Source organism: Klebsiella sp. B345 (genome assembly GCF_051131735.1).
In the GTDB taxonomy this organism is placed as follows: Bacteria; Pseudomonadota; Gammaproteobacteria; order Enterobacterales; family Enterobacteriaceae; genus Klebsiella.
The window spans coordinates 116,278-141,127 of sequence record NZ_CP180443.1 but is presented as its reverse complement, the minus strand read 5'-3'; the positions used below and the strand labels follow the sequence as shown (position 1 = coordinate 141,127).

The following is a 24,850-nucleotide window of genomic DNA, read 5'->3' as shown; positions in this document are numbered from 1 at the left end:
AGCGCCTGGTCCGCGTTGTGCCAAACGCGAACCAGGCGCTAAAACGGATCGCGAAGGAAATATGCCAGCGTGTTTTCTCAATCTTTCAAGCGCTTCTCGACCATAAAGTCTATGAATGCGCGAACTTTAGAAGGCATTCTTACTCGTGATGATACATAGAGATAGAAGCCCGGGAATGATGTACACCAGTCCTGAAGAATCTGTTGTAACTGACCGTTGTTAATCTGCTCTGCTATCGCAAAATCGAGATGTTGAATGATGCCAGTCCCATTGACGGCCATACGAATCATACTTTCATCGTCGTTGGTGACATACCCACCAGAAACTTCAAGTTCGAATTCTTCATTATTCTCTTTCAGGGAGAACTCCCAGGATGGCAGCGCCCCACTACTTTTATGTCGTAACCGTAAACAATTGTAATTGCATAACTCCTGGGGCGTTTGTGGAATACCGTTCTTTTGTAAATAGTCTGGTGATGCCACTGTCACCAGTTTTATCCGCGGGGAAACAGGCACTGCCGTCATATGCTCAGCCAGACTCTGCCCAAGGCGGATCCCGATATCACACCCTTCAGCAATGATGTTAGACAATCCATCATCCATGATCAGTTCTATCTGTGTTTTTGGATAACGGAGCAGGAATTCACTGATATGTGGTTCAACAAGCATCCTTGCCGCAACGCGTGAGGAATTTATTCTGAGTAAACCCGTAGGTTCAAGCTGGGTATCACCAACATCTTTGAGAGCGTCATCAATTTGTCCAAATGCCGAAATCAGTACGTCATACAGGCGCTGCCCTTCTTCTGTTAACGACATATTACGGGTGGTTCGATAAACCAGTTTGGTATTGAGTCGTTCCTCAAGCGCTTTTAGGTTCTGGGATAATGCTGCCCGTGTAATGCCCATCTCCGAGGCTGCTTTAGAGAAGCTGCCGGAGCGTGCAATCAACGCGAACCATGCAAGAGAAGGCAGAATTGAAGGCTCTATTTTCATTTTTTGTAAACCATGGCTTAACACTGTGGTAGATATTAGGTTATTGATGATGACCAATACAAGTTCTACTATTTACTCACTCCGCCGCGTAACCATGAGCGCCACTCGGTGTAAACAGCATTACCCGTTAAACCTGTTGGGTTAAATCCCTGGAGCATGCAATGAAGACTGTTTCGATTAAACACACGTACTGGGATATAGCTGCTGACATCTATTTCCCTGCCCATTTCGATGAGACCAAAAAATATCCAGCAATCATCAGCGCTCATCCGATTGGAAGTTGTAAAGAACAAACGTCAGGTAGCGTTTATGGCGCAGCGTTGGCAAAAGCTGGGTTTATCGTGATTGCGTTTGATGCCAGTTTCCAGGGGAATAGCGGTGGAGAGCCACGTTATCTGGAAGATCCCACTATGCGGGTTAAAGATTTCAGTATTGTGGTTGATTATCTGGTGACACTACCTTACGTCGATGAAGATCGTATCGGTGTGCTGGGTATTTGTGGCGGTGGTGGATATGCCATCAATGCCGCAATGACTGAGCGTCGAATTAAGGCCATTGGGACTGTCACTGGCGCAAATTATGGTCGTCTTATGCGTGAAGGATTTACTGCGTTCGACCCGATTGGTGCGCTCGAAGCAATGGCACAGCAAAGAACCGCTGAGGCTCGTGGAACCGAGCTTCGTGTGGATGATTTGCTGCCACCATCACCGGAGGCTGCTGTTGCAGCTGGATTGACAGAAACAGACTTGTTTGGTGCAACTGAATATTACCGTTCTCCGAGAGGCTATGCGCCAAACGGGGTTAACCGGGCGCTTTTCTCTCATCAAACTGTCGCCGTGGGGTGGGATGCATTTCATCTGGCAGAAGTTCTCTTGACCCAGCCGCTGATGGTTGTCGTAGGGGACAAAGTTGGTGCATTTGGCGCATATCGTGATGGCTGTGAAATTATTGGCCGGGCAGCTTCCAAAGATAAAGAACTGGTCGTGGTTGAAGGGTGGTCTCATTATGACCTCTATGATAAACCAGAACCTGTTAAGCAGGCTCTGGACAAACTAATCCCCTTCTACAGAACCCATTTGTAAGTGCTAACCTGGGGGGATTAACTATCTCCCCATTTACAACCTGCTGATTATCCAGGACACGAAAATGAATAATGTGCTTATTTTAGGTGCCAATGGTCAAATTGCCCGTTGGGTGATAGATATGCTATCCACTCAAACTGATATTAAAATGACATTATTGTATCGTAATCCAATAAAAATAAAAGGGAATGAGCCTGTAAATTCAGAAATTATCATTGGTGATGCATCAGACCAAAAGCTCATGGACCAACTTATAGCAGGGAAAGATATTGTTTATGCAAACCTCGCAGGAAATGTTGATGAGCAAATGGAAGTCATTACTTCAGCAATGAAAAAAAGGAACGTGACCAGAGTAATCAGTATCAACACCCTTGGAATCTATGATGAAGTACCAGGCGCTTTTGGCAAGTGGAACAATAAAGCTATCGGAGAGTATCTTCCTCCATACAGGAAAGCCGCTGACATTCTGGAAGCATCAAACCTCGACTATACAATCATCAGAGCCGCCTGGCTGACAGATGAGAACGAAGTTGATTATGAGATCACACAAAAAGATGAATTATTTAACGGAACAGAGGTCTCCAGAAAGAGCGTAGCCGATCAGATTGTCCGAATCATAAATAAACCATCCGAAATGATTAATAAAAATATCGGTTTAAATAAACCTGGCACAAATGGAAGCAAACCTAAATTCATGTAATCCACTTTTGTATGATTAACTTCCGCAGCACACGTCTTGTTATTAAATAAATTTAACGGAAATAGTACCATGCAGAATAAATTAACCTCATTATTTTCTCCCTATACTCTGGGGGAAAATATAGTACTGCGTAATCGCGTCGTTATGGCTCCAATGACCACATGGTCAGCAAATCCCGACGGGACAATATCAGCTCAAGAGCTGGCGTTTTATGCGCGACGTTCTCGGGACGTTGGCCTTGTTATCACCGGCTGTACCTACGTTACGCCAAGCGGTATCGGATTTACCAATGAGTTTGCGGCATATGACGATCGATTCATAAACAGTCTTGAGAAATTGGCTACTGCGGCAAAGAGCGGCGGTGCACCGGCCATTCTTCAGATTTTTCATGCTGGCAACAAGGCGATTCCTGACCTTGTGCCAGATAGTGATGTCATTAGCGCTAGCCCATCAAACGCCCAGGCTGGTGATATCAATCCTGGTAAAACCCTGAGCAGGGAAATGACGGAGAACGAAATCCAGGCCACGATTCAGGCCTTTGGTGATGTGACTAAAAGAGCGATCAAAGCCGGTTTCGATGGCGTTGAGCTTCACGGTGCGCATGGTTTCCTACTGCAAAATTTCTTTTCCCCATTGTTTAATCATCGCTCTGACAGATGGGGGTGCAACCTTGAGAATCGTATGCGTTTCCCGCTGGCCGTATTGCAGGAAGTTAAAAACACAGTTTACGAATGTGCGACGAAACCGTTTGTCATTGGCTACAGAATATCTCCTGAAGAGTCTGCCATGGGGGGACTGCGGATAGAGGACACTTATAAGCTACTGGATCGTTTGATCTCATCCGGTGTCTCTTATATACACGCCTCTCTGGTGAGTATTAATGAGAGCTACCCCGTTGATAATTCAAACGGGCCGCGAACTATTGAACTGCTATTAAATCATATTGCCGGGAGGGTTCCGGTGATTGCTGCGGGAAAAGTACGAACCCCCGTTCAGGCGCTGGAAGCACTTTCCTTAGGGCTGCCTCTCGTCGCTGTAGGAAAAGGGCTGGTTATCAATCCTGAGTGGGTTTCTTTAGCTAAATCAGGGCGATGTGATGAAATTCTGACAGCACTTGACCCCAAATCCGTGCCAGAGCTATCTATTCCAGACAAACTTTGGAGGGTTATCAAGGCATCAAAAGGGACAGGATGGTTTCCTGTCAGTGATATTGGGGAAATTTAATCCGTGGTTGTATGTCGTGGAATCGATGACTCGTTATTCCACTGTGTTTAGTCTGGCCTATTCCCCGTTGATGAATACATCGCGACGTTAGTAATGCCATCACCAATTGTGAACAGCCCCTCCTCACTCAAAACAACCCTGGAGGGCTTACCGCCTGCCCGGCCCACAGCAACGGGTTGTCCGCCGATACCTCAGCGCGGAAACGCCTTAAGGATAAAATCCCGGACGTAGGCAGTCCTACTGTTAGTCGCCGTCCTTTTGTTCCAGACCAGATAAAGATGATTAGTCGGGGCGAGATCTGCAGGCGTAACGGAAACCAGGCGACCACTTTTAAGGTCATCATTACAATGATAATCCGGCAACACCGTCCAACCATGACCCTCGCAGACCAGGTCGCGAATAATACGCAGATCAGGAATCGTGAATGCAGCCTGCATCTCAGGCGCTTTCTGGAACATGGTGGCCCACAACGCTCTAATCAACGGTAACTCTTCGTCGTAAGCAATCAGCGGCAAAGAGGCCAATTTTTCAGCGTCAGGCTCTGATCCGAACACCTCCGACATGGCGGGCGCATAAACCAGAAGCATGCGTTCTGTCAGTAAATGCGCGTAACCGTACAGGCGTTCATCAGGCATTGATGCGGTTACAGCAAGATCCACGCTCCCTTCATGCAGGAGTGAGTAAATTCTCTGTTTATTGCCGGTATGAAAGCGCAGACGGTATCCCTCCCCCATCAATGGCGCCATTACTGCCCCAAGGCAGGAATGAATAAAGTCAGGTGGCCCAGCCAGGCTCACGGTCCCCCCACGAACCTGACCAGAGCGGAAAGAAGATAGCTTTTCTTCCAGACCGTCAATGAAAGGAGAAATGGATCGTGCCAGTTCATCTGCAGCTTCAGTTGCTGATACGCCTCTGGCCTGCCTGATGAACAGGCGTTTACCAACCAGCACCTCAAGGGACTGGATATGCTGTGACGCCGCCGGCTGCGTGATCCCAAGCAGCTCAGCTGCCTTTGAAAAGGAGCCAGAGCGATAGGCCTCAAGAAACGTTCGCAGGTGGGTAAGATGGCTCATAATGGAGCGCCTTGCTGATGAAGTTTTTGATTAATGGGAGCCCCAATCTAGCCAGGGCCAGTTCACTCACATAATCATCGCGTATTCCCCACGCATCGACGGTGGCCGGCGGTTTCCATTCATAAACTGCATGGGTGCCAAGGCCTGCATGGGGGATGCGATGCTCGCCGCCGTAACGGCTGTCAGATTATCTTCCTTGACTAACCCGCGATTTATGACTGCTCTGGCTACGTCTGATTTGAGCGAGTAGCAACAGCAGGCCAAGCAGAGAAACAAACGCACCACTGATGCCGGTATAAACGATACCGGCATGCGTAATGGTGAGTCCACCCAGCACCGAACCAAGTGCGATGCCGGAGTTGAAGCCCGCGATATTCAGACCTGCAGCGACACCATGGGCATGAGGAGCATGCTTCTCAGCCACGCCAATCAGACGGGCCTGCAGCGCTGGCACGGCGGCAAACGTCAGCATACCCAGCAGCGCAACCATAACACCCATGCTTGCTGGTGAGGATGCCAGCAGCCACATACCCAGCACTACAATAACAATACCGCTGATGATAAAAATATTTGCACGACTAACCCCCATGCTATCGGTAAGTTTTCCACCCAGGATATTACCTACCGCGGCGGTTATCCCGTATACCAGCATGAACAAGCTAACCGTCGCGCCAGAAACCCCGGTAACCTGCGTCAGAACAGGCGCGATATAAGTGTAAGCGGTAAAGGAACCTGCATACGCCAGCACCGTGACCAGGGCACCAGCAAGCAACTTACGGTTAAACAACATGCTGATATTCTGCATTGCTGAGCCGCCATGTTCGCCGGATACGCTGCGTACCGGGTCTTTCATGCCGAACAGCAGCCCAAAGAAACCCAGCGCGCCGAAAGCGGCAATCGCGCCGAGAACCGGACGCCAGGACACTACACCGCCCAGCCATGTACTTAACGGCACGCCTATCGCCATTGCCAGAGTAAAGCCACCAAAAACCACAGCAACCGCTCTGCCAGCTTTACCCGGACCAGCCAGACGAGCTGCGGTGCTGGATGCGGCAGCCAGAAACAGGCCGTGTCCCAGGCCGGCAATGAAGCGGGCCACCAGTAACTGAGGTAATGTTGCGGCAAATGCAGCCGCCAGACTCCCGGTAGTAAAAACAACGGCAGTTGTAAGCATCACATTCTTCCGACTCCAGCTTGCTGTCAGCGCGGCCAGCACCGGAGCGGCGAACGTTGCACCAAGCGCATAGGTCGTAACTGCTGCCCCAGTCTGCTCCACACTCACGCCTAATCCCTCAGCCATGACGTCGGTCAGCCCAATAGGGACAAATTCTGCGAGCCCGAGCGCAAAGGCACTGATCGTGAAAACATAAATAACGAATGGCATGACTGCCTCCTGATATAAGTGAGGAATGCAGTCTGATTAAGTCAGAGTGATAAATAAAATAATCTAAATTTCAGATGATATAAATTTATTTATACATGAGAGGGATTTTTAGTCGTCAGCAATACTCTGAAAGGTTCTTAATGGGGTCTCGACAGTGAGAACGTCGATACGCACGAGGGCCATACAGTCACACTGATTTATTGAAAAAAGGAAACGCCCCTTCCGGGGCATTTCCTGATGGCTACTCCAGATTAGCGTGCCGTTTAAACATCGTGTCGCTGGTTTCGCCAAGCTGGGCCATCAGCTCAAGTACGATAGCATCATAGGTAATAAAGCATAGCTGTTCGAAGGCTGAACCCATTGGCTGAGAAAATGCCCCTTCCTCACGGTCGTTATCTTCTTTCACGGTCCCGGGTAATACCAGGACACTTTTGGCCAGCTTGCCGATGGTAGACTCCGCTTTCATGGTAACTAATGCCACATCAACACCACAGGAAACCGCTTTTTGCGCAAGGCTGACCAGACTACCCGTCTCCCCGCTACCGGAGCCAATCACCACCAGATCGCCAGGCTTCGTGTGGGGGGATGAAATTTCACCCACGATGCTCACCGAAAAGCCGAGGTGTAATAACCGATTTGCGAACCCTCGGATCGCAATGCCGCTTCGGCCAGCGCCCTGCAAAAAGATGTGCCCTGCTTGCTTAATCTGCGCAACAAACTGTTGTGCCTGAGCATCGTCAATTTTAAGGGCGTTTTGTTGTAACTCGCTCAGAATATCGAAGGTGTTCTGTTGAACGCTCATGTGATTCCCCTCCTCTTACGCGATGGTGCGACCACCATCCATCAAAATTGTCTGCCCCTGAATGTAGGAGTTGTCCTTATCGGCCAGGAAGATCGCCAGGTTCGCGACATCATCAATAGTACCAAGGCGGCGCACCGGGATTTTTTCCAGCACCGCGTCGAGGTCGGCCTGAGTCGGATAATTAACTCGCATCATTTCACCGGTATCGATCAAACGCGGCGCGATGGCGTTAACATTGACACCTTTTGGCCCCAGCTCTTTTGCCAGACCACGGATTAACCCTTCCCCGCCGGCTTTGCTGGCCGGGTAGCTGACCCCACCGCCGGTACCGGACAGCGCCGAGCCAGAAGAGATATACACGATTGAGCCGTTATTCGTCGTGAAATCGCTATAGAATGCCTTAACGGTATTGAATAACCCCGTCAAATTGATTGCGATTGTTTTATTCCATTCTTCAAACGTAATGTCATTGACCTTATTGGCAAATGCCACTCCGGCGTTTAATACTAAAATGTCGATACGACCAAACGTTTCAATAACCTTTTCACGCACGTTTTCCAGCGCCTGGGGATCGGAGACATCCGTTTTAACGAATAATGATTTCACATGACCAAACGTCAGTTCGGCAGCCGTTTTATTACCATTTTCTTCGTTGTAATCGACGATAACCGTATGGGCACCACGCTCCGCAAATTGTCTGGCAATACCTTTACCAATACCATGTGCTCCGCCCGTGACTAACGCGACTTTACCTTCAAAATTACTCATCTTAATTTACTCCTCAAAGCTTATAACAAAGGGGAGGATGACCTCCCCAAGGTGGTAATTTAAATAAACTTTAAATAAATACCGACTGGCATTCAGTGCGTTAATATTTACTGAATGGAAGCTCTCAATGCCTGGTAGCTTTCTTTAGGATCAGCATTAAATAGTGCCCCACCAACAACAATCAAATCAGCGCCGGCCTCTTTGACCTTTTTCGCAATGTCGGCGTTCACACCACCATCCACTTCAATCTTGATATTACGTCCCGCGACTAATTTTCTGGCATTCCTGATTTTATCCAGACTCTTTTCAATAAATGTCTGACCCGGCTGGCCAGGATTGATAGTCATGATGAGAATATAATCGATATCATCCAGGAGATACTCAATCACCCTTTCTGGGGTGCCAGGATTAAGCACCACCCCGGCTTTACGGCCAGCCTTCTTGATTTTCTGAAGAATATAATGCACGTGTGGCGTGGACTCATAGTGCACCGAAATCATTTCCGCACCAGTATCAATGACATCATCAATATGTCTTTCCGGGTTTGCCAGCATCATGTGAACATCGAAGATCATCGAGCTTGCTTTTTTCATTGCGGCGATTTGGTTAGGACCGAACGCGATATTGCTTACGTAGGTTCCGTCCATCAAATCAACATGCAGAATTTCTGTCTTTTCTGTTTCCAGAAACTGAATTTCTTCCTGCAAACGTAAGAAATTTGCTCCAAATATAGAAGGTAAAATTTGTGCCATTGTCGTCAACTCCGTAAATTAGTGAGTTACTGTACTCATCCAGTAGGTCAGAATTTCCCATGGGCCGGTTAATACAAAGTCCGTACCCTGACCATTCAGGCCAACGCCAGCGCCGTTGAGGAATTGCGTGGCACCTGGAGCGACATACCCACCCAGGTACATCACCACAATACAGAACAGTAAGGTTGAGATAATCGAGCGGATAACGTTGCCGTTACTGACCATGACCGTCATGGTGGTCATGTAAATAATTGACATCAGCACACCAATTGGGAAAATCTGAATCCCCGGTAATACCAGCGCACAAAGCATAGTCAGTGGAATAGTGATCACCGTGACAGTCACCGTCGCCGGGTCGCCAAGCGCCAGTGCGCAGTCCATCCCGATATTCAGTTCTGCATCTTTACCCATCTGCTTTTGCATGATTTCTTTGGCGCTCTTACCAATCGGATTGAGCCCTTCCATCAGCACGCCAACGACTTTTGGCAACAGCACCATTACACCAGCGACCCCCATGGCCATCGGCACGATAGTGGTGATAGGCTGTTTGGTTAACAGGCCCAGCAGGCAACCGACAATGACGCCGATGATCGCTGGCTCACCAAAAACCCCCAGCCGTTTATGAACACTTTCCAGGTCGACATCCAGCTTATTTAAACCAGGGATGTAATCGATAATTTTGTTAACCACCCAGGCAAATGGCAGTGTCCAGCCAATGTGGATCATCGTGGTACAGGTCGTTCCTTCCAACCCATAGTATTTCTGCCATCTTGGCGCAATCAGGTCACCAATAAAAAGCGCGACAACGCTCAGTGCAACAGCAATACCCAGCCCAAGGAAAAAACTGTCGAAAACAAAGTATGCCAATGCACCTGGTACCAGGAAGTGCATGTAATTCCAGATATCGACATTCAGCGTTTTGGTCAGTTTCAGGCGAACAAGTATCAGATTCAGAATAATACCAATCGGGATAACCATCGCCGCAAATGGCGCAACCCATGCGGCAGCGCCTACCGCAGGCCATCCAATATCAGCAACCGTGAATCCACTACCGATTTTTGAATAATACTCGATGGCAGGATGCAGTGAGGTATTTAGCAGGCCAACAACCAGACCCAGGCCGATAAAACCGATACCTACGGTGATACCAGATTTAATGGCCGCCCCCACTTTCATGCGGAAAACCAAACCTAACAAAAAAATAACCAGCGGTAATATTGCCGTGGCGCCCATGCTTGTAATCGTAAAGATAATGCCTTTTAACATTTCCATATAACCATCCCCGTCTTTTTTTTCAGACTTTAGCTTTTGGAAATCTCAGTTAACAATGCACCTAATTTCTGCCGGAGCACTGCTTCATTAATGCCAGTAATAAAACCAGCCACGCTCATGTGAGGTTTTCCAATATCACCTTTATAGTTATTAGTGGTTAGCACAACGTCAGCGCCTTGCATTTCAGATGCTAACTCTGACATGCTGCATTTATTGATTTTAACGTTTGCAATACCATATTCAGCACATACCGATTTAACTTCATCAGCGGCTAAGGTAGAGGTGGCAACGCCACTTCCGCAGGCTACGAGGATAGTAATCATAATAAGGCTCCGGATGCTTGTTATTTAATTATTTTGTTGATGAACATAGCCTTTGCTTCTTCCATTGGAAGCGCCAGCAGTTGATGGTAAAAATCGACTATCTGCAGAAGGTTAAACAGAGCTTTCAGCAGCTGAAGCTGATCGGCCGGATCGGTTACAACCAAATTAATAACCAGATTTACCCATAATTTTCCGTCGCCATCAGCCTCATTAACTTCAATGGCCTGAGGCAGACGAATAATATAAACGGCAGGTTTAATTGCGTGCTGACTGTCGCAGTGCGGAATGGCCACAGAGTAGCCATCCAGCTGAATGCCGGTAGGATAATCAGCCTCGCGTTCACGAAGGGCATTCAGGTAGGAATCCTTCACAATCCCCGCAGCAGTTTGTGTTGCATGGATATGTTGCAGGACCTCATCATAATTTTTGAATGCGGAACCATCCGCGACATTGACTGTAATAGTGCTCACGTCTTCCTCTCCTCACGACACATGATATGCTCATGTGAGCTGTCGATTTATCATGTGAGCATTTATAGCACATCGCTTTTGTCGGATTCTGAAGAGGTTTAAAAAGTTATAACTTGATCACAATAAATCACATTAGCGCACATGCTTTATCGCTCATATGAGCATTACCATCAAAAAGATCCACTAATAAATCAACTTAACTCATTGAATTACAATTAATTAGATAGAATCACTCGTCTAAATGGTGTTATTGATGGCATTTGCACTAATTGCTCTTATGAGCGGTCAGGTTGTGATACGACGTGACATGACGGTGCGATATCACACCGTCAGTGATAATAGATTCAACACGTTATGACAGTGGTAAACTTTGAGACTTCTGCAATACCGTCTTTATCCGCAATCTCATTTGTTATGAGAGCCGTGATTTCCGACCAGTCGCAAATCTTGAACAGGCTGCTGCGCTGGAACTTGGTGTAGTCACCCAAAATGTATTTTTTTTCCGACCGGGCAATGATGGTCCTGTCCAGAAACGCATCAGATGATGAAGGTGTCGAGGGGCCGTTCATTTTGCTAAAGCCATCTGTACCGATAAAACACAGATCAACATTGATATCGTTAATCATCGATACCGCCCAGCCTCCAAACACAGAGGAGCTTTTTTTCCTCAGTTCCCCGCCGAAAAGGAAGACCTGATTATCTGATTCGATGAGTACGCTGGCTACCGGGAGCGAATCCGTAAAAATTTTGAAGCCGGATTTCATACACAACAGGTTTGCCAGCTCAAAGTTAGAGCTACCTGTACCAATGATCATTGAGCTGTTTGGCGGGATAAATTCGAGGGCCTTTCTGGCAATAGCTTGTTTAAAGGAGCTGTTCTCTTTTTCCCTGACCTGAAAAGGATGCTCAACTGCCCCCTGCTTTAAGGTTGCGCCGCCATGGCTTTTAACCAGCAGTCCTTTTTGTTCAAGATGAGTCAGATCCTTTCTGATGGTTTCGTAGGTAACTTCATACTTTTTCGCAAGGTCGCTGACATACACGGTCCCTGCAGAAATAATCTCTTCAAGTATTAGCTTTCTCCTTTCTTCAACCAGGTACATCCTTCCTCCTGAACCGTTTTGCGAGTGATTTTGACCAGAGCATAGCACAGAAGAAGCAAACAAAAGCAAACCTCGGCCAAATGTGAGACACGACATTTGAACGATAGCAAGAGAGCCACTCGCTAAAAAAACAAAGTTAACAATATGATATTAATTGATTTTTATATTTTTAATAAAACCAATATCCAGACCAACGATCGAGGCGTTTCTCTTTCAAAACCCAGGCACTATTGTGATTAGTTAGCTTTTGTTTGTTTTTATTGGTTTTTAAATCCTTAAATATCAATTATATACGAATTTTGTGACAGTGATCTCAGTTGACAACCAACATTTACCAACCTCATACTTGGTTTAAGTTATTAATGAGGTGAGTTGAGATGAAGACGAAGATTGCAATCGCAAGCGATGATGTGGGATTTGATCGTAAGGAGGAGATCAAAAAATACCTCGTGGCAGAGAAAAATGCCGAGATTGTGTACGATCCTGTGAAATGCAAAGAGGACGGCGCCAATAATTTTGCTCGCCTGGCGGACGAAATGGCTGGCGTGATCCAACGTGACGAGTGTCGTCTGGGGATTTACATCTGCGGTACCGGTATCGGATTTACTTGTCAGGTGAACAAACACTGGGGTATACGCGCTGTCGCCGTGACTAACCCCTATTCGGCAAAACGCGCGCGGCTGAGTAACAATGCGCAGATCATTGGACTTGGCTGTCGGGTAAATGACCTCGAGTACACCAAAATGATCGTCGATGCGTGGTTTGACAACCCGTTCGACTTTGCCACAGCAAGAGAAAACTCCAAAAAGAACCTGCTGGAAGCTGAGCGCAGTGACAACCTGCTGCTGACAAAACCGGATGATATTCGCTGGAATATGGGTTTCAGACCAGATGATGAGAGCTCTGAGGGCTAAAAAATGGAACTGATCACACAGTTTATCAATGACCTGGGTAACTTTATTTTTATACCGGTTATCTTCCTTGTACTGATGAAACTTCTGGGGCGTCCGTTATCCGAATGTATTTCATCGGCCATCAAAGTCGGTATTGGTTTTATTGCATTAACCATGACCATCAAGCTGATGCTTGAAAAAATGCAACCTGCGGTCACCGGCCTTGCCGAGGCTACAGGCTCCTCGCTCAGCGCTATTGACGTTGGCGGTGCGGCAACGGCAGTCATGGGTTTTGGTTCCAGCATGGGGGCGATTATCATTCCTCTGTGCGTGGCGGTTAACATCGCGATGTTGTTTGCTCGCCTCACGGACTGCGTGAACGTCGATGTGTTTAACCTGCACCAGAATGCCTCGATGGGTGCAATCGTCGGGGTTTACTCAGGCAGTTTCTTATATGGTGTACTGACCGCGGCATTATTCCATGTATGGGCGCTTATTGCGGCGGACCTGGGCGCGAAGAATAACGAAAAATTCTTCAACTTGCCTAAAGGGGTTGCTATCTCGCACCCGGTTGCCAACACCTACCTGCTGTTCGCCTATCCATTTAACTGGGTTTACGATCGCATCCCAGGTTTTCGCAATCTGAACGTCACCGCTGAAAGTATTCAAAAGCGTTTTGGTATTCTCGGCGACCCAACCATGGTCGGTTTCATCATCGGTATTCTGCTTGGATTCTGCGGTTATGGTTGGGAATCACCGTACCATACGATCATCGCCAGCCTGCAACTCGGTATGTATCTGGCTGCGGTGATGCTTCTGCTGCCACGCATGACCTCCATTATGATGGAAGGCCTGGTACCGCTGTCCAACGTTGCACGTAAGAAACTGGTTAAGCGCTTCCCGGATCGTGAGATTACCGTCGGTATGGATACGGCGCTGATTGTCGGGCACCCGTCGGTTATCGCCCCAGCCCTGCTGCTGATCCCGGTCATTGTGATCCTCGCAGTGGTACTTCCTGGTAACCGCGTTATGCCGCTGGGTGACCTGTCGCAGTTTGTCTTCTTTATTGCGTGCATGGTGCCTGTTTTCAACGGCAACATTATCCGTACCTGGGTCACGTCAATCATCCTGTTTGGTGGCGGCCTGTATATCGCGTCCTGGATGGCTCCGGCCACCAACGAAGTATTCCAGAAATTCGGGACTAACCCTGATGCGAGCGTGATGTATTCATCACTTAACCCGTCAGCTAACCCATTCACGGGCCTGTTTGCCGCACTCAGTCATGTCGGTATCGCAGGTTATGCCCTTGCTGCTGTTCTGCTGTTATCAGTGGGATACCTGCTTAAACAGAAGTCACGCCGTCAGTTAAAATCTGAAGCAGAAAAAACGGCTTAATAATTCAATAAGGTAACTGAAAATGAAAAAGATCTTAGTGGTTTGCGGTAATGGTATTGCTTCTTCCTCCATCATGGTTTCTGTCCTGCAGGACTATCTGAAAGAGCAGAGGCTCGAAGCTCAGGTTGATAAATCCTCTTTAATGGCCTGCACGACTGACACCTTTAACAGCTACGACCTCATCGTGTCATCCACCAAACTGGACAATCCGGGCATCACCACCCGTGTCATCGTGGGTGCGGGTCTGTTAACCGGGCTGGGTGAAGATGAAATCTTTGATGCTGTTAAAGAAGAAATGCAGAAGTAGGTGAACAATGAAACTTGAGATTCTGGTAAACGATGTTGAGGGTACGATCGCTGACTGGCATGCCGCTATTGAGTTTGCTGGCCAGAAGCTGCTGGATAAGGACTACATCACGCCCGAGTATATTCAGGCATGCCTGACGCGTGAGAAAACTTACCCAACCGGCTTGTTAATGGCTAACGGTCAAGGTATTGCCATCCCTCACGCGGACTATACCCTGGTAAAGACCAACAGCATTAGCATCGTGCGTTTTGACAACGGAGTGCTCTTCGGTCAGATGGAGGACGCTGACCTGACCGTTGAGTGCGGCATTATGTTCAACCTCGCCTTCGCAACCAGCGATCAGCATATGTCGGTCCTGCGTCGTCTTTTCACGCTTTTCCAGGACATTACGTTCATCGAATCATGCCGCCATCTCCATACGCATGAAGTCGGGAAATATGTTGAAGAGATGCTCTGCGCATCCTGATAAACAAAAAGCAGATACTTCAGTATCTGCTTTTATTTACACAAGATTTGCCCCTATGAAAAACTACACTCTTGTTTTAAAAGAATTAGCTTCGCTTGCCGACAGATTTGATGAACATGAATTTCATGCCATCATCAAGGCAATTACCACCGCCAACCATATTTTTCTTGCCGGCGCCGGCCGTTCAGGACAGATGATTAACGCGTTCACCAACAGGCTGATGCATCTGGGTCTGTCCGTCAGCGTGGTGGGTGAAATCAGCTCCCCTCATTCCCATCCAAACGATCTGATGATCGTGGGTTCCGGCTCCGGAGAAACTCAGCGCCTTATCAACCAGGTTAATATTGCTAAGAAGAACGGAGTTCACATTGCCCTGATTACGACAGCGCCGGGTTCAACCCTGGCGAGTCTGGCTGACTATGTGTTAACCATCCCCACCGGTGACAGCGTGCAACCTATGGGCTCTCTTTTTGAGCAGGCGAGTCTACTGACATACGACAGCATGGTGTTAGCGTTAATGGAAAACCTGAACCAAACCAACCTGACGATGAAAGCACGCCACGCCGATATTGAGTAACGTCAGCGCGGAATATGTTTAGCACGGCCATCACTCCAGCAGCTTGATGGCCGTATCAAAATCAGTGATTAACACCTTCAGCAGCCCGGATTTTAACGAAGCGACAATGCCTTCGAATTTCTCTTCACCACCAGCAACACCTATCAATTTTTTCGTGTTTCTTAACTGTTCCGTGGTAATGCCAAAGCCCAACCGATTGAGGGGACAATCCAGAACTTCACCGTTGCTATTCACCAGGGTTACACATACGTCCGCAGTGATATCCTGGCTCATCAGTGAATCACGCCAGGCTTTTGGGAAGATATCACACAAACTGGACGACCCCGTTTTCCAGGCGCCAATACCGGTGATAACCACGTCCATATCAGGATAAAATTTCTGCGTGTCCAGGACGGCCTGATCTCCCGATAATTTATCTGCCAGGCTTTCATCATCAACCCACATAGGGACATACATTGGATGGGCTTTACCATGCGAGATAGCGGCAATTTTATGAATGAGATCCACCGGTCCCTGACTGAACTCTATGCCCGGATGAACACCTGAGAGCTGAACAACATCCAGTGACGGTAAAGAAACCAGCTGGCTGACGGTACTGGACAATACCCTTCCCCACGCTATTCCAAATTTCATGCCTTCCTGCAGAGTCTCGCTCAGATAATTCGCAGCGATCCCGCCCAGCTTCACATTCAGCTGTTCCTGTGTCGACCAGGATTCAGATGCCGGAAGGACAACCGCTTCCATCAGGTGATATTTTTCACACAAATTCCGGGCAATCTCTTCATCCAGCGCCTGCTGCTTCGGAAAGAGGAATTTGACATACTCCTGCTGGATCGCTTCATCGATGAGTCGTGCGACTTTGAAACGCGATACACCCAGTTCCTCAGCGATTTCAACCTTGGTTTTCATCTCCGCGAAATAACGTCTGGCAACTAAGGAATAAAGATAACGGGGATCGGAATGTTGCCAGCGAGACGGGGTTTTTGTTCTGGGCATGTCATTTATCCTTTTGAGGGCCTGAACGGGCGATCGCATCCGTTCAATTCTTCCAGCTAAAAATCACTCATAAGAGTATACATTTTTATGCTCAAAAGGTTACATCAAGTGGGTGAAGTGTTGGATATGTGTGATTCAGAACACTAAGTTTGCCTGCCGGAAGTAATAATGCCTGTGCTAATAAGGCCGTTCAGCCACAAGAGAACCCACATAAGAGATCATTTTATCATGGCTAACCATCCTCATCCTGGCAGGACCATTGATACGCAGCGGATTTGCTCCTATCCGAAACAATAAATCAACACTTGTTGAAAATAGAAATTTTGTTTATTCCAGGATCTACCAGTGTTATCCTCAAGCCACATGTTACTCAATGGACAAGATGATGCAGACCACGCGCTACCCAACCACAAAACCGTTCCCTTTCTCTGATATGGTTGCCTCGCAGGGGTTTCTTTTTTTATCAGGACAGGTATCCATGACTGCCGAAGGTCAACCTGTCTATGGTAGCGTTATGGAGCAAACCAACAATATCATGCACGCGGTGACAAAGACTCTTCAGCGTGCAGGTGCAAACCTGAACGATGTCATTCGGGTACAGGTCTGGTTAAGTGACATGACGCATTTTGCCGAGTTTAACCAGGCCTACAGCGCTTTTTTCCACGAAGGTTACCCTTCCCGAACGGTTACCAGTAGCACCCTGGCTTTCGGTATGGATGTGGAAATTGAGGTTCAGGCTGTCAATCCGGGACACAACGCATGACATCCGAAAAAGAAACGCTGATTAATATCTTATCTGCCGCGCTTGAAGCACTGAAAACCACACTGCCTTTAAATACAGAAGCGGTGTTGCATGACCTTACCCGGCCAGATGCCTCGGTGATAAGCATCATTAACGGACATGTCAGTGGCAGAAAAACAGGCGATGCCCTTCTTACAGGCCCTGAGGAAGATAAAGGTTTCCTGGGGCTGCTGGAGACCCCGAAACAGGCATCTCACAAGACTTTTAACGGGTATACCACGACAACGGCAGGTGGGAAGGTACTGAACAGCGCCTCCACATTGTATTACAGCTCAACGGGAACCCCTTTGGTTGCCTTTTGTATTAATGTCGATACCAACGTTGTCACCCGTCTGATGCGCGATCTCGAATACCTGGTTCCTGCCTTACCAGAATCTGCCGAGCCGGAAAATACCCTTGCTGGTGTACCTGAAGCCTCTCTCGATGAAGTCCTTTCCCGTTTCCGAATGACCGGCTCTGAAAGCCAGAAAGAATTCAGGATGAGGGTGGTGTCCGAGGTTCATGAGATGGGATTTTTTAAAATAAAAGGCAGCGTTAATCACCTGGCGAAGACGCTCGGGGTAACCAGATTTACGATTTATAACTATCTGGAAAAACTCAATGCAAAATCATAACGTAAACTGCATCCCTTATTATCAGGTTGATGCCTTCACATCCCAGCCGTTTTGCGGCAATCCTGCCGGTGTTTGTCCACTCACGCACTGGCTCAGTGACGAGGTGCTGCAGGCCATCGCCATTGAAAACAATATCTCTGAAACCGCTTTTTTTGTCCCTGTCGAGGATGGCTATCACCTGCGTTGGTTTACGCCAGGCTGTGAAGTTGATCTGTGTGGTCATGCAACACTGGCGACGGCCTGGGTGTTGTTTAACAAGTTGGGTTATACCGGAGATACTGTTCGTTTTCATACCCGCAGCGGCGTACTGACGGTGACCAGGCACGGTAACGAGTTCTGTATGGACTTCCCGGTCACGTGGCCTCAACCGATTGCGGTCACTCAGGAACTGACAGAATCGCTCGGTATCAATGAAAAGGACGTTATCAGCGTCTGGAAAGCACCGGATCTCATTGTGCTGCTCAAGGATAAAGCCATCATTGAGGCGATGGAACCGGACATGAACCAACTGGTGCAGATCGACACTCGTGGTGTGGTTTGTACCGCTGAAGCTGCCGATGACGAGCCCTTTGATTTCATTTCACGCTGGTTCGGCCCCCAGGTAGGCGTGAATGAAGACCCCGTTACCGGCTCTGCACATACCTGGCTTGTCCCCTTGTGGTCAACGCTGCTCAATAAAACCGAATTCTGCGCTCAGCAGGGAGGCGCTCGTAAAGGAGAGCTTCGCTGCGTGCTACGGGATGATCAACGTGTCGAGCTCTATGGTTCTGCCCGGATGACGATAGAAGGTAAATTTTTCCTGTGATTAATGAAGAACGGAAAAAAGAGAGCAAGATAGTCATTTGCTGCACCATTTTTGTCTTCACCATTTATGCTTTGACCGTATGGTCATGCTTACTTTGAATTACCTTCAGCAGCTGTCCAAAGGAACGCAATAAAAATAAACCCGCTCAGGTTTTCCTGCGCGGGTATCTTCGCATGACTCTTTACGTTATTCCGCACACGCCCTCGAATGAGACTTACGATGCATCGTCAACACTTTCAGCAACTGATGGTAGAATTTCAATCAGTGCGCGTATATTGGCCGTCATCCCCGTCTTACGCCAGATCAATTCGGTGGTTACCTGACTGCTTTCCGATGCGAACGGATGCACCGTAATGAGGTCTCTGGCCGGGAAGGTTTCGAGGATCGATCTTGGTACAACCCCTGCCCCCATCCCCGCGCTGACCGCCCCAAGAATCGCGTGGTATGACGACATTTCAGCCAGTCGTTCAGGACTGAGACCGGCCTGCCGAAACCAGGCTGTCAACCGATCCCGATAGGAACACCCGTCGCGAAAAACAAGCAGCGTCATCCGGGCCAGGTCATGGGCTGAACCTACCGGGGGATAACCTGCGGCCGTAATGATCACCAGCTCTTCGCGATAAACAGACCTGCGCGCTAAGCGGTCGTCAAACGGAGCGTCGGCAATAAAGGCAGCATCAAGCTCATGACTCAGAACCGCATCTAACAGCGTCCGACTGATCCCCGTAACAAGCTCCACTGACACCGACTGATGCTGTCGGTAAAGCCTGGCCAGCGGCCCGGGCAGCCGGGTTGCGGCCATACTGTCCAGCGCTCCCAGTCGAAATCGTCCACCCGGTTGCGGCCTGATGGCCTGCTCTTCGGCCTGAGTAACCAGTTCAATAATTTTCAGGGCATTTTCATACAGCACCAGACATTCCGCGGTAGGCTGAAACCGCCGGCCAGCCTTCGTAAACAGCGTAATTCCGAGCTGACTCTCCAGGTTCTGCACCCGTGTGGTGATTGCTGAGGGGACCCGGCAGAGCACTTTTGCCGCAGCCGTAATGCTACCCGTCTCAGTAAGCGCAATGACCGTGCGGAAATCGGAGATATCCATACATTCACCATTTTTGAAAAATCAATTCCATTTTATTCAATTGACTTGAAAGTGCATATGTTTTTATTTTGATGTTCAGAGTCATTGGTAGATGACTGCCACTGACATGATAAGGAACATAATATCCATGAACTGCGAACGACATCCGACGAGTTCTGCAACGCACAGAACGTTGCCTCCGATACTTCTTATTCAGGCTGGCACCCCTCCTGATGCGCTGAAGAGTGAACATGGCGACCTGCCGGTCTGGTTCATCAACGCCATGAACCTCGCGCCTGACGCCATTCAAATCGTAAAAGTGTTCAATGGCGATCCTCTCCCACAACCCGATCCGCACCAGGTCGCGGTTATCACCGGCTCATGGGACATGGTGACGGATAAACTACCGTGGAGCGAAGAGACGGCGAGATGGATACGCCGCGCTATAAAGGCTGAGATGCGCTTGTTTGGCGTCTGCTACGGCCATCAGCTTATGGCCTACGCTCTGGGAGGTACCGTCGACTATCTCCCGCAGAATCGTGAGATGGGCTGTCTGGAGATAACGCTGACGCAGGCGGGAATTAACGATCCGCTCACCAGCGCGCTGTCGCAGGGATTTTTCGCCCATCTCACCCATCAACAGACCGTCACAAAGCTCCCCGCAGGGGCGCAATCTCTGGCCTTTTCGGCCCTCGACCAGCATCAGATTATTCGTTACAGCGAAAACGCCGTCTCGACCCAGTTCCATCCGGAATTTACCCCGCAGATTGCCGCATCGTTAATTGACCTGCGTAGCAATACCCTACTGAGTGAAGGCTTTGACCCCGCAGCGATGCGCGATGCGTTAGCGGAGACCACCGACGCCACGAACCTGCTTAAGACATTTATCGCCGATCATCTTGATCCCGCGCTGACGAATTTGTCACAGGGTGGCGATTGCAATAACCATTGAGGTCAACATGAAAAAGCTCGGACTCATCGGCGGCACAGGCCCTGAATCGACGCTGCTCTATTACCGAAAATTTGTGTATGAGGCCAATCGCCGCATCGGCGATACCTTCTTCCCCAACTTAACCATTGAAAGCATCAATGTGTATGACGTACTGGAGATGTGCAGCCGCCAGGATTATCCGGCGCTGGTCAATTATCTGGCAACCGCTATCGATAATCTGGTCGCAGCTGGGGCAGAAATTGTTGCGCTCACCGGCAATACGCCGCATATCGTCTTCCATGAACTTGAGGCATACGCCCCCGTTCTACTTGTCAGCATTATCGATTCCACCTGCACAGAAGCGCAGAATCAGAGGATCAATAAAATCGGACTGCTGGGAACACGCTTTACGATGGAGGCAGACTTCTTTAAAAAGCCTTTCGCTGATGCAGGCATTGCGGTGGTGATCCCCCATGCTGATGAGATAAGTTACATCGCTGATAAGATCCATGATGAGCTTGAAAGAGGCATTGTCGAGCCACAAACACGAGACAGGTTTATCTCCATCATTCAGCGCATGTCTCAGAATGACGGGATTGAGGCTATCATTCTGGGATGTACCGAGTTGCCGATTCTGTTTGCTGATACTACGCTGCCCGTCAAGGCACTGGATACGGTTGATATCCACATCGCGGCGCTGTTTAAAGCCCTTAACTCAGCGGGTACTCCTGCAAGACATTAATCCACACACGCCCCCGAATGAGGCTTACGGCACATCGTCAGCACTTTCAGGGTCAATAACCGGGTGGGCTCAAGCAGCACTATTCCCATCATGATCCCCGCCAGCCGGCTAAACCCCGGGTCGACATTGATAAAATGTGCGTGGTCGGGGGTCAACGACACCAGCAGCGCCAGCGTCAGTTGCGTGCCGACATACTTAAAGGTCAGCGTGCCGCTGTTTTCAATCGTGCGCCCGATTAAAATCCCTAACACCAGCACCGCATAGATCAGGCCGGGATTAATCTGACCGAGGGTAATGGCGATAAACGCCAGGCTCGCCCCCAGAAAACAGCCCAGAAAGCGATGGGTGATTTTAATACTGGAACGATGACGTGAGAGGTCGATGGCGTTAAGCGGAATGGTCATCACCGCCATTATCGTAATCACCGTTTGCGATAGTGAAGCGATGTTCAACTCTCGCCAGGCGATGGGCACCAGCGCCAGCGCAATTCCGCCCTGCAAGGCATGGAACCCGGCTTTTTTATGCCAACAAAAATAGGGAGCAGACCCGCTGGCTTTCACCCTACCCGCGTAGGCCAGTGCAAACAGCCGCCGGCGGATCAGCACGGTGGAAAGCGCGCTCACCACAATCGAACAGGATGTGCCGATGCTGACTTCAGAAATACGTGCCTGCGCGAAGTACCGAACGGTATGCATTCCATGCTCAATCCCGTCCATACTCACCATGGTGAAGGTAATCCCCATAAACAACCAGGCATAGCCGTGTCGGGTGGTCAGCGCGAGGTAGAGGCACACGGTGGCCACCAGACCGAATACCAGGCTGCTGTACAGCGTTCCGCGGCTGCCCACCGCCATAAATTCGGCCAGCAGCGACCCGGAAATGGTGCCCATGACCCGCAGCATTCCGCGTTCAAGGCTGATCCAGACATGCGAGCGCATCACCATATAACCGCTGAATGCCGCCCAACCAACATGTGGAAGCTGAAGCTGATGAGCCATAAAAATAGCGCAGAATACGGAGATCACCGCCTCGCCGCTATCAATCACTCGGGCTTTATTTCTCGCCCCGTCAACCAGTTCCTGAAACAGTAAACCCGGCACGGTTTTTAACTGCGCGAATGAATTTAAAATAGTCATGATAATGGGTATTCTGTTTTATTAATTTGTTAAGCAATATGAGTCTTGCTTATAAAATAGAGAACAATTGATGCGTATTTAACCAGCCAGAAGTCAGATCAGAAATAACCATCAGCACTGCTGTCGCCAACGCGCCCCTCCATACCGAAAAAAAGAAAACCCGTGCAACCTTGCGCGATAAAAAAGTATATTCCTGAAGCTCGGGATGAGATATTCACTTTTCCGATGAGAAGTTATATATAAAATATATATACCCGTTATACTTCACGTCGCCTGGGTGTTGGCTGCACTCGTTATTCGGCTCATCTATGAGCTTCCCTCTTATCAGGGTCGCTGCCATTTATTGACCATGATTCAGTGTGTTAGAGGAAATAATGGAACTCAGACATCTCAGGTACTTTCTCGCGATAGTCAATGCTAAAAGCTTTACCCACGCCGCAGAAACCCTGGGCATTGGTCAACCGCCCCTCAGTATGCAGATCCGCGATCTGGAAAAAGAGGTCGGAACCGAGCTTTTTCACCGGGTTGCCCGCGGGGTCGAACTGACCCCGGCCGGCAATGAGTTCTACCTGGTGGTAAAAGCGATTCCCGAACTGGTAGAAACCGCCAAAACCGCGGCACTCAAGGCCTCACGCGGTGAGTCCGGGATACTCAAAGTCGGTTTCACCACCTCGTCGGTATTTAATCGGGCGGTTACCCAGTCCGTAAAAACCTTCAGCAAGAAATATCCGTCGCTCGAAATGCAGTTCGAAGAGACCCACACCAATATGCTGATCAACAGCGTCAACAATGGCACGCTGGACGTGGCTTTCGTCAGAACCGAGCACCTTGCCGAAACCGCGTTGCGCCTGCAGGTGATCCTGCACGAACCGTTGGTGGTGGCCTTACCGATGGATCATCCCCTGGCACAACGCAGTGAGATTTCGTTGCATGAAATCGCCGCAGAACCGCTGATTATGTGCCCGCAGGAACGCAGCCGCTTTTTACACAACACCATCCGCCGCATCTCGGATGAGGAAGGCGTCACCCTCACCTACAAGCGCACCACCCCAACGGTGGCCTCGATTATCAACCTGGTATCGGCGGGGCTTGGGATTTCAATCGTCCCTTCTTCACTGGAAAATAACGCCAGCGCCGGAATTGATGTCGCCTTTGTGAAAATTAACCATAAAAATGCCAACGTGCCGCTGTCGATCATCAGTCGGGTTAATGAGCGTTCGCCCGCGGTAAACCATTTCTTAAAAATGTTCGTTTAAACCACCTACATTAAAGGCGACGCGTGGCTGCTCAGAGATATTTTTGTTTGATTTTTATACGCAGACACTCGCAGGTTACGCTCTGTTTTTTCACGTCATCGGGGGTTAACAGCGAAGGCCGCCAGCTGCCCCGCTGACACTGACAGTAGACTCTGCCGCTGCTCAAGACCGCGTAACGTTTACTGCCGGCGTAGATATTTGCCTCAAGGGTTTGGTGGACATCATCCCGCGTCAGATCGTCACGCCTGGCCACCAGCGCGTTCACATTAAAGGTCTTGAGTAGTTCCTCATTGAGCCCAAATCGCAGAGCGGTGTTGCGCAGCGATGCCTCCAGCTCCAGAGCAAACACATTGAATATACGGTCGGGCATATTATCCAGCATCCAGCTAAAGGCCGCAGAGGCTTCCGGAGTCAACATTAACGATTTCATCATTACCTTAAATAAACGTCCCGGCAACCGGATCGGCTAACCACACGCACCAGGCCATTACAATAAATATAAATGCAAAGATACAAGGGGCTAATTTCCCCTCTCCCAATAACCATGTGAATAATTTGCACAATGTGAGCCAGCCGAATCCACTCACAATCAATAAACAAAGAGGCATTTAACGTTATCACAACCTTTCAACAGCGCACGCACATTTGCGAATTTCATTTAACGCATACAACATTTAAAAACAGTCACGCCGCCCAACGATTTTTATATTGATAAGTGGGTTATGCAGAATACATTTCGGACTGCATTCGTGGTGGTAAGCATGGCGTTCGAATAGTGCAGATAGTAATTGTGGTAACGCCGGTGAGCTATAGACTGCAAACAGCAATATCCATCTATTTTTTATATGGGACGCTGGTAATAAATTCTCATTGATGGTGATTTTATTCACAGGCCACGCGACGTTGCTGCCAT

At 48.9% G+C, this 24,850-nt stretch carries 28 protein-coding genes; 14 read left to right on the top strand and 14 right to left on the bottom strand.

What is annotated here, in order from left to right:
- Positions 1–77: 77 nt before the first annotated feature.
- Positions 78–992 carry a LysR family transcriptional regulator gene (locus ACMYSO_RS00665; RefSeq protein ID WP_434668775.1) on the bottom strand — a complete coding sequence of 305 codons (915 nt, stop codon included), beginning with the start codon at positions 990–992 and terminating at the stop codon, positions 78–80.
- Between the two features lie 161 nt (positions 993–1,153).
- Between ACMYSO_RS00665 and ACMYSO_RS00660 the strand changes: the two genes are divergently transcribed.
- The 3 genes from ACMYSO_RS00660 (at position 1,154) to ACMYSO_RS00650 (ending at position 3,998) form a co-directional block, all read left to right on the top strand.
- Positions 1,154–2,074, top strand: coding sequence for an alpha/beta hydrolase (locus ACMYSO_RS00660; RefSeq protein ID WP_434668774.1), 921 nt, complete (start codon positions 1,154–1,156; stop codon positions 2,072–2,074).
- A 64-nt stretch (positions 2,075–2,138) separates the two neighbouring features.
- Complete coding sequence (locus tag ACMYSO_RS00655) at positions 2,139–2,774, top strand: SDR family oxidoreductase (RefSeq protein WP_434668773.1); 636 nt, start codon at positions 2,139–2,141, stop codon at positions 2,772–2,774.
- 69 nt (positions 2,775–2,843) lie between these two features.
- The gene (locus tag ACMYSO_RS00650; protein WP_434668772.1) at positions 2,844–3,998 is read left to right on the top strand and encodes an NADH-dependent flavin oxidoreductase; all 1,155 of its coding nucleotides are present in this window, start codon (positions 2,844–2,846) and stop codon (positions 3,996–3,998) included.
- Positions 3,999–4,189: 191 nt separating this feature from the next.
- On the opposite strand, the gene ACMYSO_RS00645 is transcribed toward ACMYSO_RS00650, so the two are convergent.
- The 9 genes from ACMYSO_RS00645 to ACMYSO_RS00605 all read right to left on the bottom strand — a co-directional run bounded on the left by ACMYSO_RS00645 (position 4,190) and on the right by ACMYSO_RS00605 (position 11,942).
- The gene (locus tag ACMYSO_RS00645) at positions 4,190–5,071 is read right to left on the bottom strand and encodes a LysR family transcriptional regulator (RefSeq protein ID WP_434668771.1); all 882 of its coding nucleotides are present in this window, start codon (positions 5,069–5,071) and stop codon (positions 4,190–4,192) included.
- A 187-nt stretch (positions 5,072–5,258) separates the two neighbouring features.
- A complete protein-coding gene (locus tag ACMYSO_RS00640; RefSeq protein ID WP_434668770.1) occupies positions 5,259–6,455 on the bottom strand; it encodes an MFS transporter in 1,197 nt (398 codons plus the stop codon).
- A 241-nt stretch (positions 6,456–6,696) separates the two neighbouring features.
- Positions 6,697–7,257 carry a 6-phospho-3-hexuloisomerase gene (hxlB, locus tag ACMYSO_RS00635; RefSeq protein ID WP_434668769.1) on the bottom strand — a complete coding sequence of 187 codons (561 nt, stop codon included), beginning with the start codon at positions 7,255–7,257 and terminating at the stop codon, positions 6,697–6,699.
- Positions 7,258–7,272: 15 nt separating this feature from the next.
- Positions 7,273–8,025: an SDR family NAD(P)-dependent oxidoreductase gene (locus ACMYSO_RS00630; protein WP_434668768.1), complete on the bottom strand. Its 753-nt coding sequence runs from the start codon at positions 8,023–8,025 to the stop codon at positions 7,273–7,275.
- A 107-nt stretch (positions 8,026–8,132) separates the two neighbouring features.
- Positions 8,133–8,777 (bottom strand): ribulose-phosphate 3-epimerase, encoded by a 645-nt coding sequence (gene rpe, locus ACMYSO_RS00625; protein ID WP_434668767.1) that lies wholly within the window; start codon positions 8,775–8,777, stop codon positions 8,133–8,135.
- Positions 8,778–8,795: 18 nt separating this feature from the next.
- Complete coding sequence (locus tag ACMYSO_RS00620) at positions 8,796–10,049, bottom strand: PTS transporter subunit IIC (RefSeq protein WP_434668766.1); 1,254 nt, start codon at positions 10,047–10,049, stop codon at positions 8,796–8,798.
- A 29-nt stretch (positions 10,050–10,078) separates the two neighbouring features.
- Positions 10,079–10,372 (bottom strand): PTS sugar transporter subunit IIB, encoded by a 294-nt coding sequence (locus tag ACMYSO_RS00615; protein WP_434585046.1) that lies wholly within the window; start codon positions 10,370–10,372, stop codon positions 10,079–10,081.
- Positions 10,373–10,392: 20 nt separating this feature from the next.
- Positions 10,393–10,842 carry a PTS galactitol transporter subunit IIA gene (gene gatA / locus ACMYSO_RS00610; RefSeq protein ID WP_434668765.1) on the bottom strand — a complete coding sequence of 150 codons (450 nt, stop codon included), beginning with the start codon at positions 10,840–10,842 and terminating at the stop codon, positions 10,393–10,395.
- 344 nt (positions 10,843–11,186) lie between these two features.
- Positions 11,187–11,942 (bottom strand): DeoR/GlpR family DNA-binding transcription regulator, encoded by a 756-nt coding sequence (locus ACMYSO_RS00605; protein WP_434585049.1) that lies wholly within the window; start codon positions 11,940–11,942, stop codon positions 11,187–11,189.
- 377 nt (positions 11,943–12,319) lie between these two features.
- Here ACMYSO_RS00605 and ACMYSO_RS00600 point away from each other — a divergent pair, with 377 nt between their 5' ends.
- Genes ACMYSO_RS00600 through hxlB (ACMYSO_RS00580) form a run of 5 tightly spaced genes read left to right on the top strand, consistent with a single transcriptional unit; the run spans position 12,320 to position 15,580 of the window.
- The gene (locus tag ACMYSO_RS00600; RefSeq protein WP_434668764.1) at positions 12,320–12,856 is read left to right on the top strand and encodes an RpiB/LacA/LacB family sugar-phosphate isomerase; all 537 of its coding nucleotides are present in this window, start codon (positions 12,320–12,322) and stop codon (positions 12,854–12,856) included.
- A gap of 3 nt (positions 12,857–12,859) precedes the next feature.
- On the top strand, positions 12,860–14,230 hold the full coding sequence (locus ACMYSO_RS00595) for a PTS galactitol transporter subunit IIC (RefSeq protein WP_434585053.1): 1,371 nt from the start codon (positions 12,860–12,862) through the stop codon (positions 14,228–14,230).
- Between the two features lie 22 nt (positions 14,231–14,252).
- Positions 14,253–14,537 carry a PTS sugar transporter subunit IIB gene (locus tag ACMYSO_RS00590; RefSeq protein WP_434668763.1) on the top strand — a complete coding sequence of 95 codons (285 nt, stop codon included), beginning with the start codon at positions 14,253–14,255 and terminating at the stop codon, positions 14,535–14,537.
- A gap of 7 nt (positions 14,538–14,544) precedes the next feature.
- Entirely contained in the window at positions 14,545–15,003 is a 459-nt protein-coding gene (locus tag ACMYSO_RS00585; protein WP_434668762.1) for a PTS sugar transporter subunit IIA, read from the top strand.
- Positions 15,004–15,058: 55 nt separating this feature from the next.
- Complete coding sequence (hxlB, locus tag ACMYSO_RS00580; RefSeq protein WP_434668761.1) at positions 15,059–15,580, top strand: 6-phospho-3-hexuloisomerase; 522 nt, start codon at positions 15,059–15,061, stop codon at positions 15,578–15,580.
- A gap of 30 nt (positions 15,581–15,610) precedes the next feature.
- On the opposite strand, the gene ACMYSO_RS00575 is transcribed toward hxlB (ACMYSO_RS00580), so the two are convergent.
- On the bottom strand, positions 15,611–16,576 hold the full coding sequence (locus tag ACMYSO_RS00575) for a sugar-binding transcriptional regulator (RefSeq protein ID WP_434668760.1): 966 nt from the start codon (positions 16,574–16,576) through the stop codon (positions 15,611–15,613).
- Between the two features lie 382 nt (positions 16,577–16,958).
- Between ACMYSO_RS00575 and ACMYSO_RS00570 the strand changes: the two genes are divergently transcribed.
- The 3 genes from ACMYSO_RS00570 to ACMYSO_RS00560 are packed head-to-tail and all read left to right on the top strand — an operon-like array spanning position 16,959 to position 18,797.
- On the top strand, positions 16,959–17,339 hold the full coding sequence (locus ACMYSO_RS00570) for a RidA family protein (RefSeq protein ID WP_434668759.1): 381 nt from the start codon (positions 16,959–16,961) through the stop codon (positions 17,337–17,339).
- Entirely contained in the window at positions 17,336–17,992 is a 657-nt protein-coding gene (locus ACMYSO_RS00565) for a helix-turn-helix transcriptional regulator (protein ID WP_434668758.1), read from the top strand. The genes ACMYSO_RS00570 and ACMYSO_RS00565 overlap by 4 nt, the downstream gene beginning before the upstream one ends.
- The gene (locus tag ACMYSO_RS00560; RefSeq protein ID WP_434668757.1) at positions 17,979–18,797 is read left to right on the top strand and encodes a PhzF family phenazine biosynthesis protein; all 819 of its coding nucleotides are present in this window, start codon (positions 17,979–17,981) and stop codon (positions 18,795–18,797) included. The genes ACMYSO_RS00565 and ACMYSO_RS00560 overlap by 14 nt, the downstream gene beginning before the upstream one ends.
- 214 nt (positions 18,798–19,011) lie before the next feature.
- On the opposite strand, the gene ACMYSO_RS00555 is transcribed toward ACMYSO_RS00560, so the two are convergent.
- Positions 19,012–19,893, bottom strand: coding sequence for a LysR family transcriptional regulator (locus tag ACMYSO_RS00555; protein WP_434668756.1), 882 nt, complete (start codon positions 19,891–19,893; stop codon positions 19,012–19,014).
- Positions 19,894–20,020: 127 nt separating this feature from the next.
- Between ACMYSO_RS00555 and ACMYSO_RS00550 the strand changes: the two genes are divergently transcribed.
- Entirely contained in the window at positions 20,021–20,824 is an 804-nt protein-coding gene (locus tag ACMYSO_RS00550) for a glutamine amidotransferase (RefSeq protein ID WP_434668755.1), read from the top strand.
- A 7-nt stretch (positions 20,825–20,831) separates the two neighbouring features.
- Positions 20,832–21,545 carry an aspartate/glutamate racemase family protein gene (locus ACMYSO_RS00545; protein WP_434668754.1) on the top strand — a complete coding sequence of 238 codons (714 nt, stop codon included), beginning with the start codon at positions 20,832–20,834 and terminating at the stop codon, positions 21,543–21,545.
- Here the strand turns inward: ACMYSO_RS00545 and ACMYSO_RS00540 are convergent.
- On the bottom strand, positions 21,542–22,681 hold the full coding sequence (locus ACMYSO_RS00540) for an FUSC family protein (protein WP_434668753.1): 1,140 nt from the start codon (positions 22,679–22,681) through the stop codon (positions 21,542–21,544). The two genes, ACMYSO_RS00545 and ACMYSO_RS00540, sit on opposite strands and share 4 nt — an antisense overlap.
- 374 nt (positions 22,682–23,055) lie before the next feature.
- Between ACMYSO_RS00540 and ACMYSO_RS00535 the strand changes: the two genes are divergently transcribed.
- The gene (locus ACMYSO_RS00535) at positions 23,056–23,937 is read left to right on the top strand and encodes a LysR family transcriptional regulator (protein WP_434668752.1); all 882 of its coding nucleotides are present in this window, start codon (positions 23,056–23,058) and stop codon (positions 23,935–23,937) included.
- Positions 23,938–23,968: 31 nt separating this feature from the next.
- Here ACMYSO_RS00535 and ACMYSO_RS00530 read toward each other — a convergent pair whose 3' ends face one another.
- Positions 23,969–24,370, bottom strand: coding sequence for a hypothetical protein (locus ACMYSO_RS00530; protein ID WP_434668751.1), 402 nt, complete (start codon positions 24,368–24,370; stop codon positions 23,969–23,971).
- Positions 24,371–24,850: the final 480 nt, after the last annotated feature.

Excerpts from the sequence above, each read along its gene's own strand:
- ACMYSO_RS00595 (WP_434585053.1), top strand. The coding sequence starts at position 12,860 with ATGGAACTGATCACACAGTTTATCAATGACCTGGGTAACTTTATTTTT.
- ACMYSO_RS00565 (WP_434668758.1), top strand. The coding sequence starts at position 17,336 with ATGACATCCGAAAAAGAAACGCTGATTAATATCTTATCTGCCGCGCTT.
- hxlB (WP_434668761.1), top strand. The coding sequence starts at position 15,059 with ATGAAAAACTACACTCTTGTTTTAAAAGAATTAGCTTCGCTTGCCGAC.
- ACMYSO_RS00545 (WP_434668754.1), top strand. The coding sequence starts at position 20,832 with ATGAAAAAGCTCGGACTCATCGGCGGCACAGGCCCTGAATCGACGCTG.
- ACMYSO_RS00570 (WP_434668759.1), top strand. The coding sequence starts at position 16,959 with ATGATGCAGACCACGCGCTACCCAACCACAAAACCGTTCCCTTTCTCT.
- ACMYSO_RS00620 (WP_434668766.1), bottom strand. The coding sequence starts at position 10,049 with ATGGAAATGTTAAAAGGCATTATCTTTACGATTACAAGCATGGGCGCC.
- ACMYSO_RS00665 (WP_434668775.1), bottom strand. The coding sequence starts at position 992 with ATGAAAATAGAGCCTTCAATTCTGCCTTCTCTTGCATGGTTCGCGTTG.
- ACMYSO_RS00600 (WP_434668764.1), top strand. The coding sequence starts at position 12,320 with ATGAAGACGAAGATTGCAATCGCAAGCGATGATGTGGGATTTGATCGT.
- ACMYSO_RS00590 (WP_434668763.1), top strand. The coding sequence starts at position 14,253 with ATGAAAAAGATCTTAGTGGTTTGCGGTAATGGTATTGCTTCTTCCTCC.
- rpe (WP_434668767.1), bottom strand. The coding sequence starts at position 8,777 with ATGGCACAAATTTTACCTTCTATATTTGGAGCAAATTTCTTACGTTTG.
- ACMYSO_RS00540 (WP_434668753.1), bottom strand. The coding sequence starts at position 22,681 with ATGACTATTTTAAATTCATTCGCGCAGTTAAAAACCGTGCCGGGTTTA.
- ACMYSO_RS00585 (WP_434668762.1), top strand. The coding sequence starts at position 14,545 with ATGAAACTTGAGATTCTGGTAAACGATGTTGAGGGTACGATCGCTGAC.
- ACMYSO_RS00555 (WP_434668756.1), bottom strand. The coding sequence starts at position 19,893 with ATGGATATCTCCGATTTCCGCACGGTCATTGCGCTTACTGAGACGGGT.
- ACMYSO_RS00645 (WP_434668771.1), bottom strand. The coding sequence starts at position 5,071 with ATGAGCCATCTTACCCACCTGCGAACGTTTCTTGAGGCCTATCGCTCT.
- ACMYSO_RS00560 (WP_434668757.1), top strand. The coding sequence starts at position 17,979 with ATGCAAAATCATAACGTAAACTGCATCCCTTATTATCAGGTTGATGCC.
- ACMYSO_RS00630 (WP_434668768.1), bottom strand. The coding sequence starts at position 8,025 with ATGAGTAATTTTGAAGGTAAAGTCGCGTTAGTCACGGGCGGAGCACAT.
- ACMYSO_RS00605 (WP_434585049.1), bottom strand. The coding sequence starts at position 11,942 with ATGTACCTGGTTGAAGAAAGGAGAAAGCTAATACTTGAAGAGATTATT.
- ACMYSO_RS00535 (WP_434668752.1), top strand. The coding sequence starts at position 23,056 with ATGGAACTCAGACATCTCAGGTACTTTCTCGCGATAGTCAATGCTAAA.
- ACMYSO_RS00530 (WP_434668751.1), bottom strand. The coding sequence starts at position 24,370 with ATGATGAAATCGTTAATGTTGACTCCGGAAGCCTCTGCGGCCTTTAGC.
- ACMYSO_RS00655 (WP_434668773.1), top strand. The coding sequence starts at position 2,139 with ATGAATAATGTGCTTATTTTAGGTGCCAATGGTCAAATTGCCCGTTGG.
- hxlB (WP_434668769.1), bottom strand. The coding sequence starts at position 7,257 with ATGAGCGTTCAACAGAACACCTTCGATATTCTGAGCGAGTTACAACAA.
- ACMYSO_RS00640 (WP_434668770.1), bottom strand. The coding sequence starts at position 6,455 with ATGCCATTCGTTATTTATGTTTTCACGATCAGTGCCTTTGCGCTCGGG.
- ACMYSO_RS00550 (WP_434668755.1), top strand. The coding sequence starts at position 20,021 with ATGAACTGCGAACGACATCCGACGAGTTCTGCAACGCACAGAACGTTG.
- ACMYSO_RS00575 (WP_434668760.1), bottom strand. The coding sequence starts at position 16,576 with ATGCCCAGAACAAAAACCCCGTCTCGCTGGCAACATTCCGATCCCCGT.
- ACMYSO_RS00650 (WP_434668772.1), top strand. The coding sequence starts at position 2,844 with ATGCAGAATAAATTAACCTCATTATTTTCTCCCTATACTCTGGGGGAA.
- ACMYSO_RS00615 (WP_434585046.1), bottom strand. The coding sequence starts at position 10,372 with ATGATTACTATCCTCGTAGCCTGCGGAAGTGGCGTTGCCACCTCTACC.
- ACMYSO_RS00660 (WP_434668774.1), top strand. The coding sequence starts at position 1,154 with ATGAAGACTGTTTCGATTAAACACACGTACTGGGATATAGCTGCTGAC.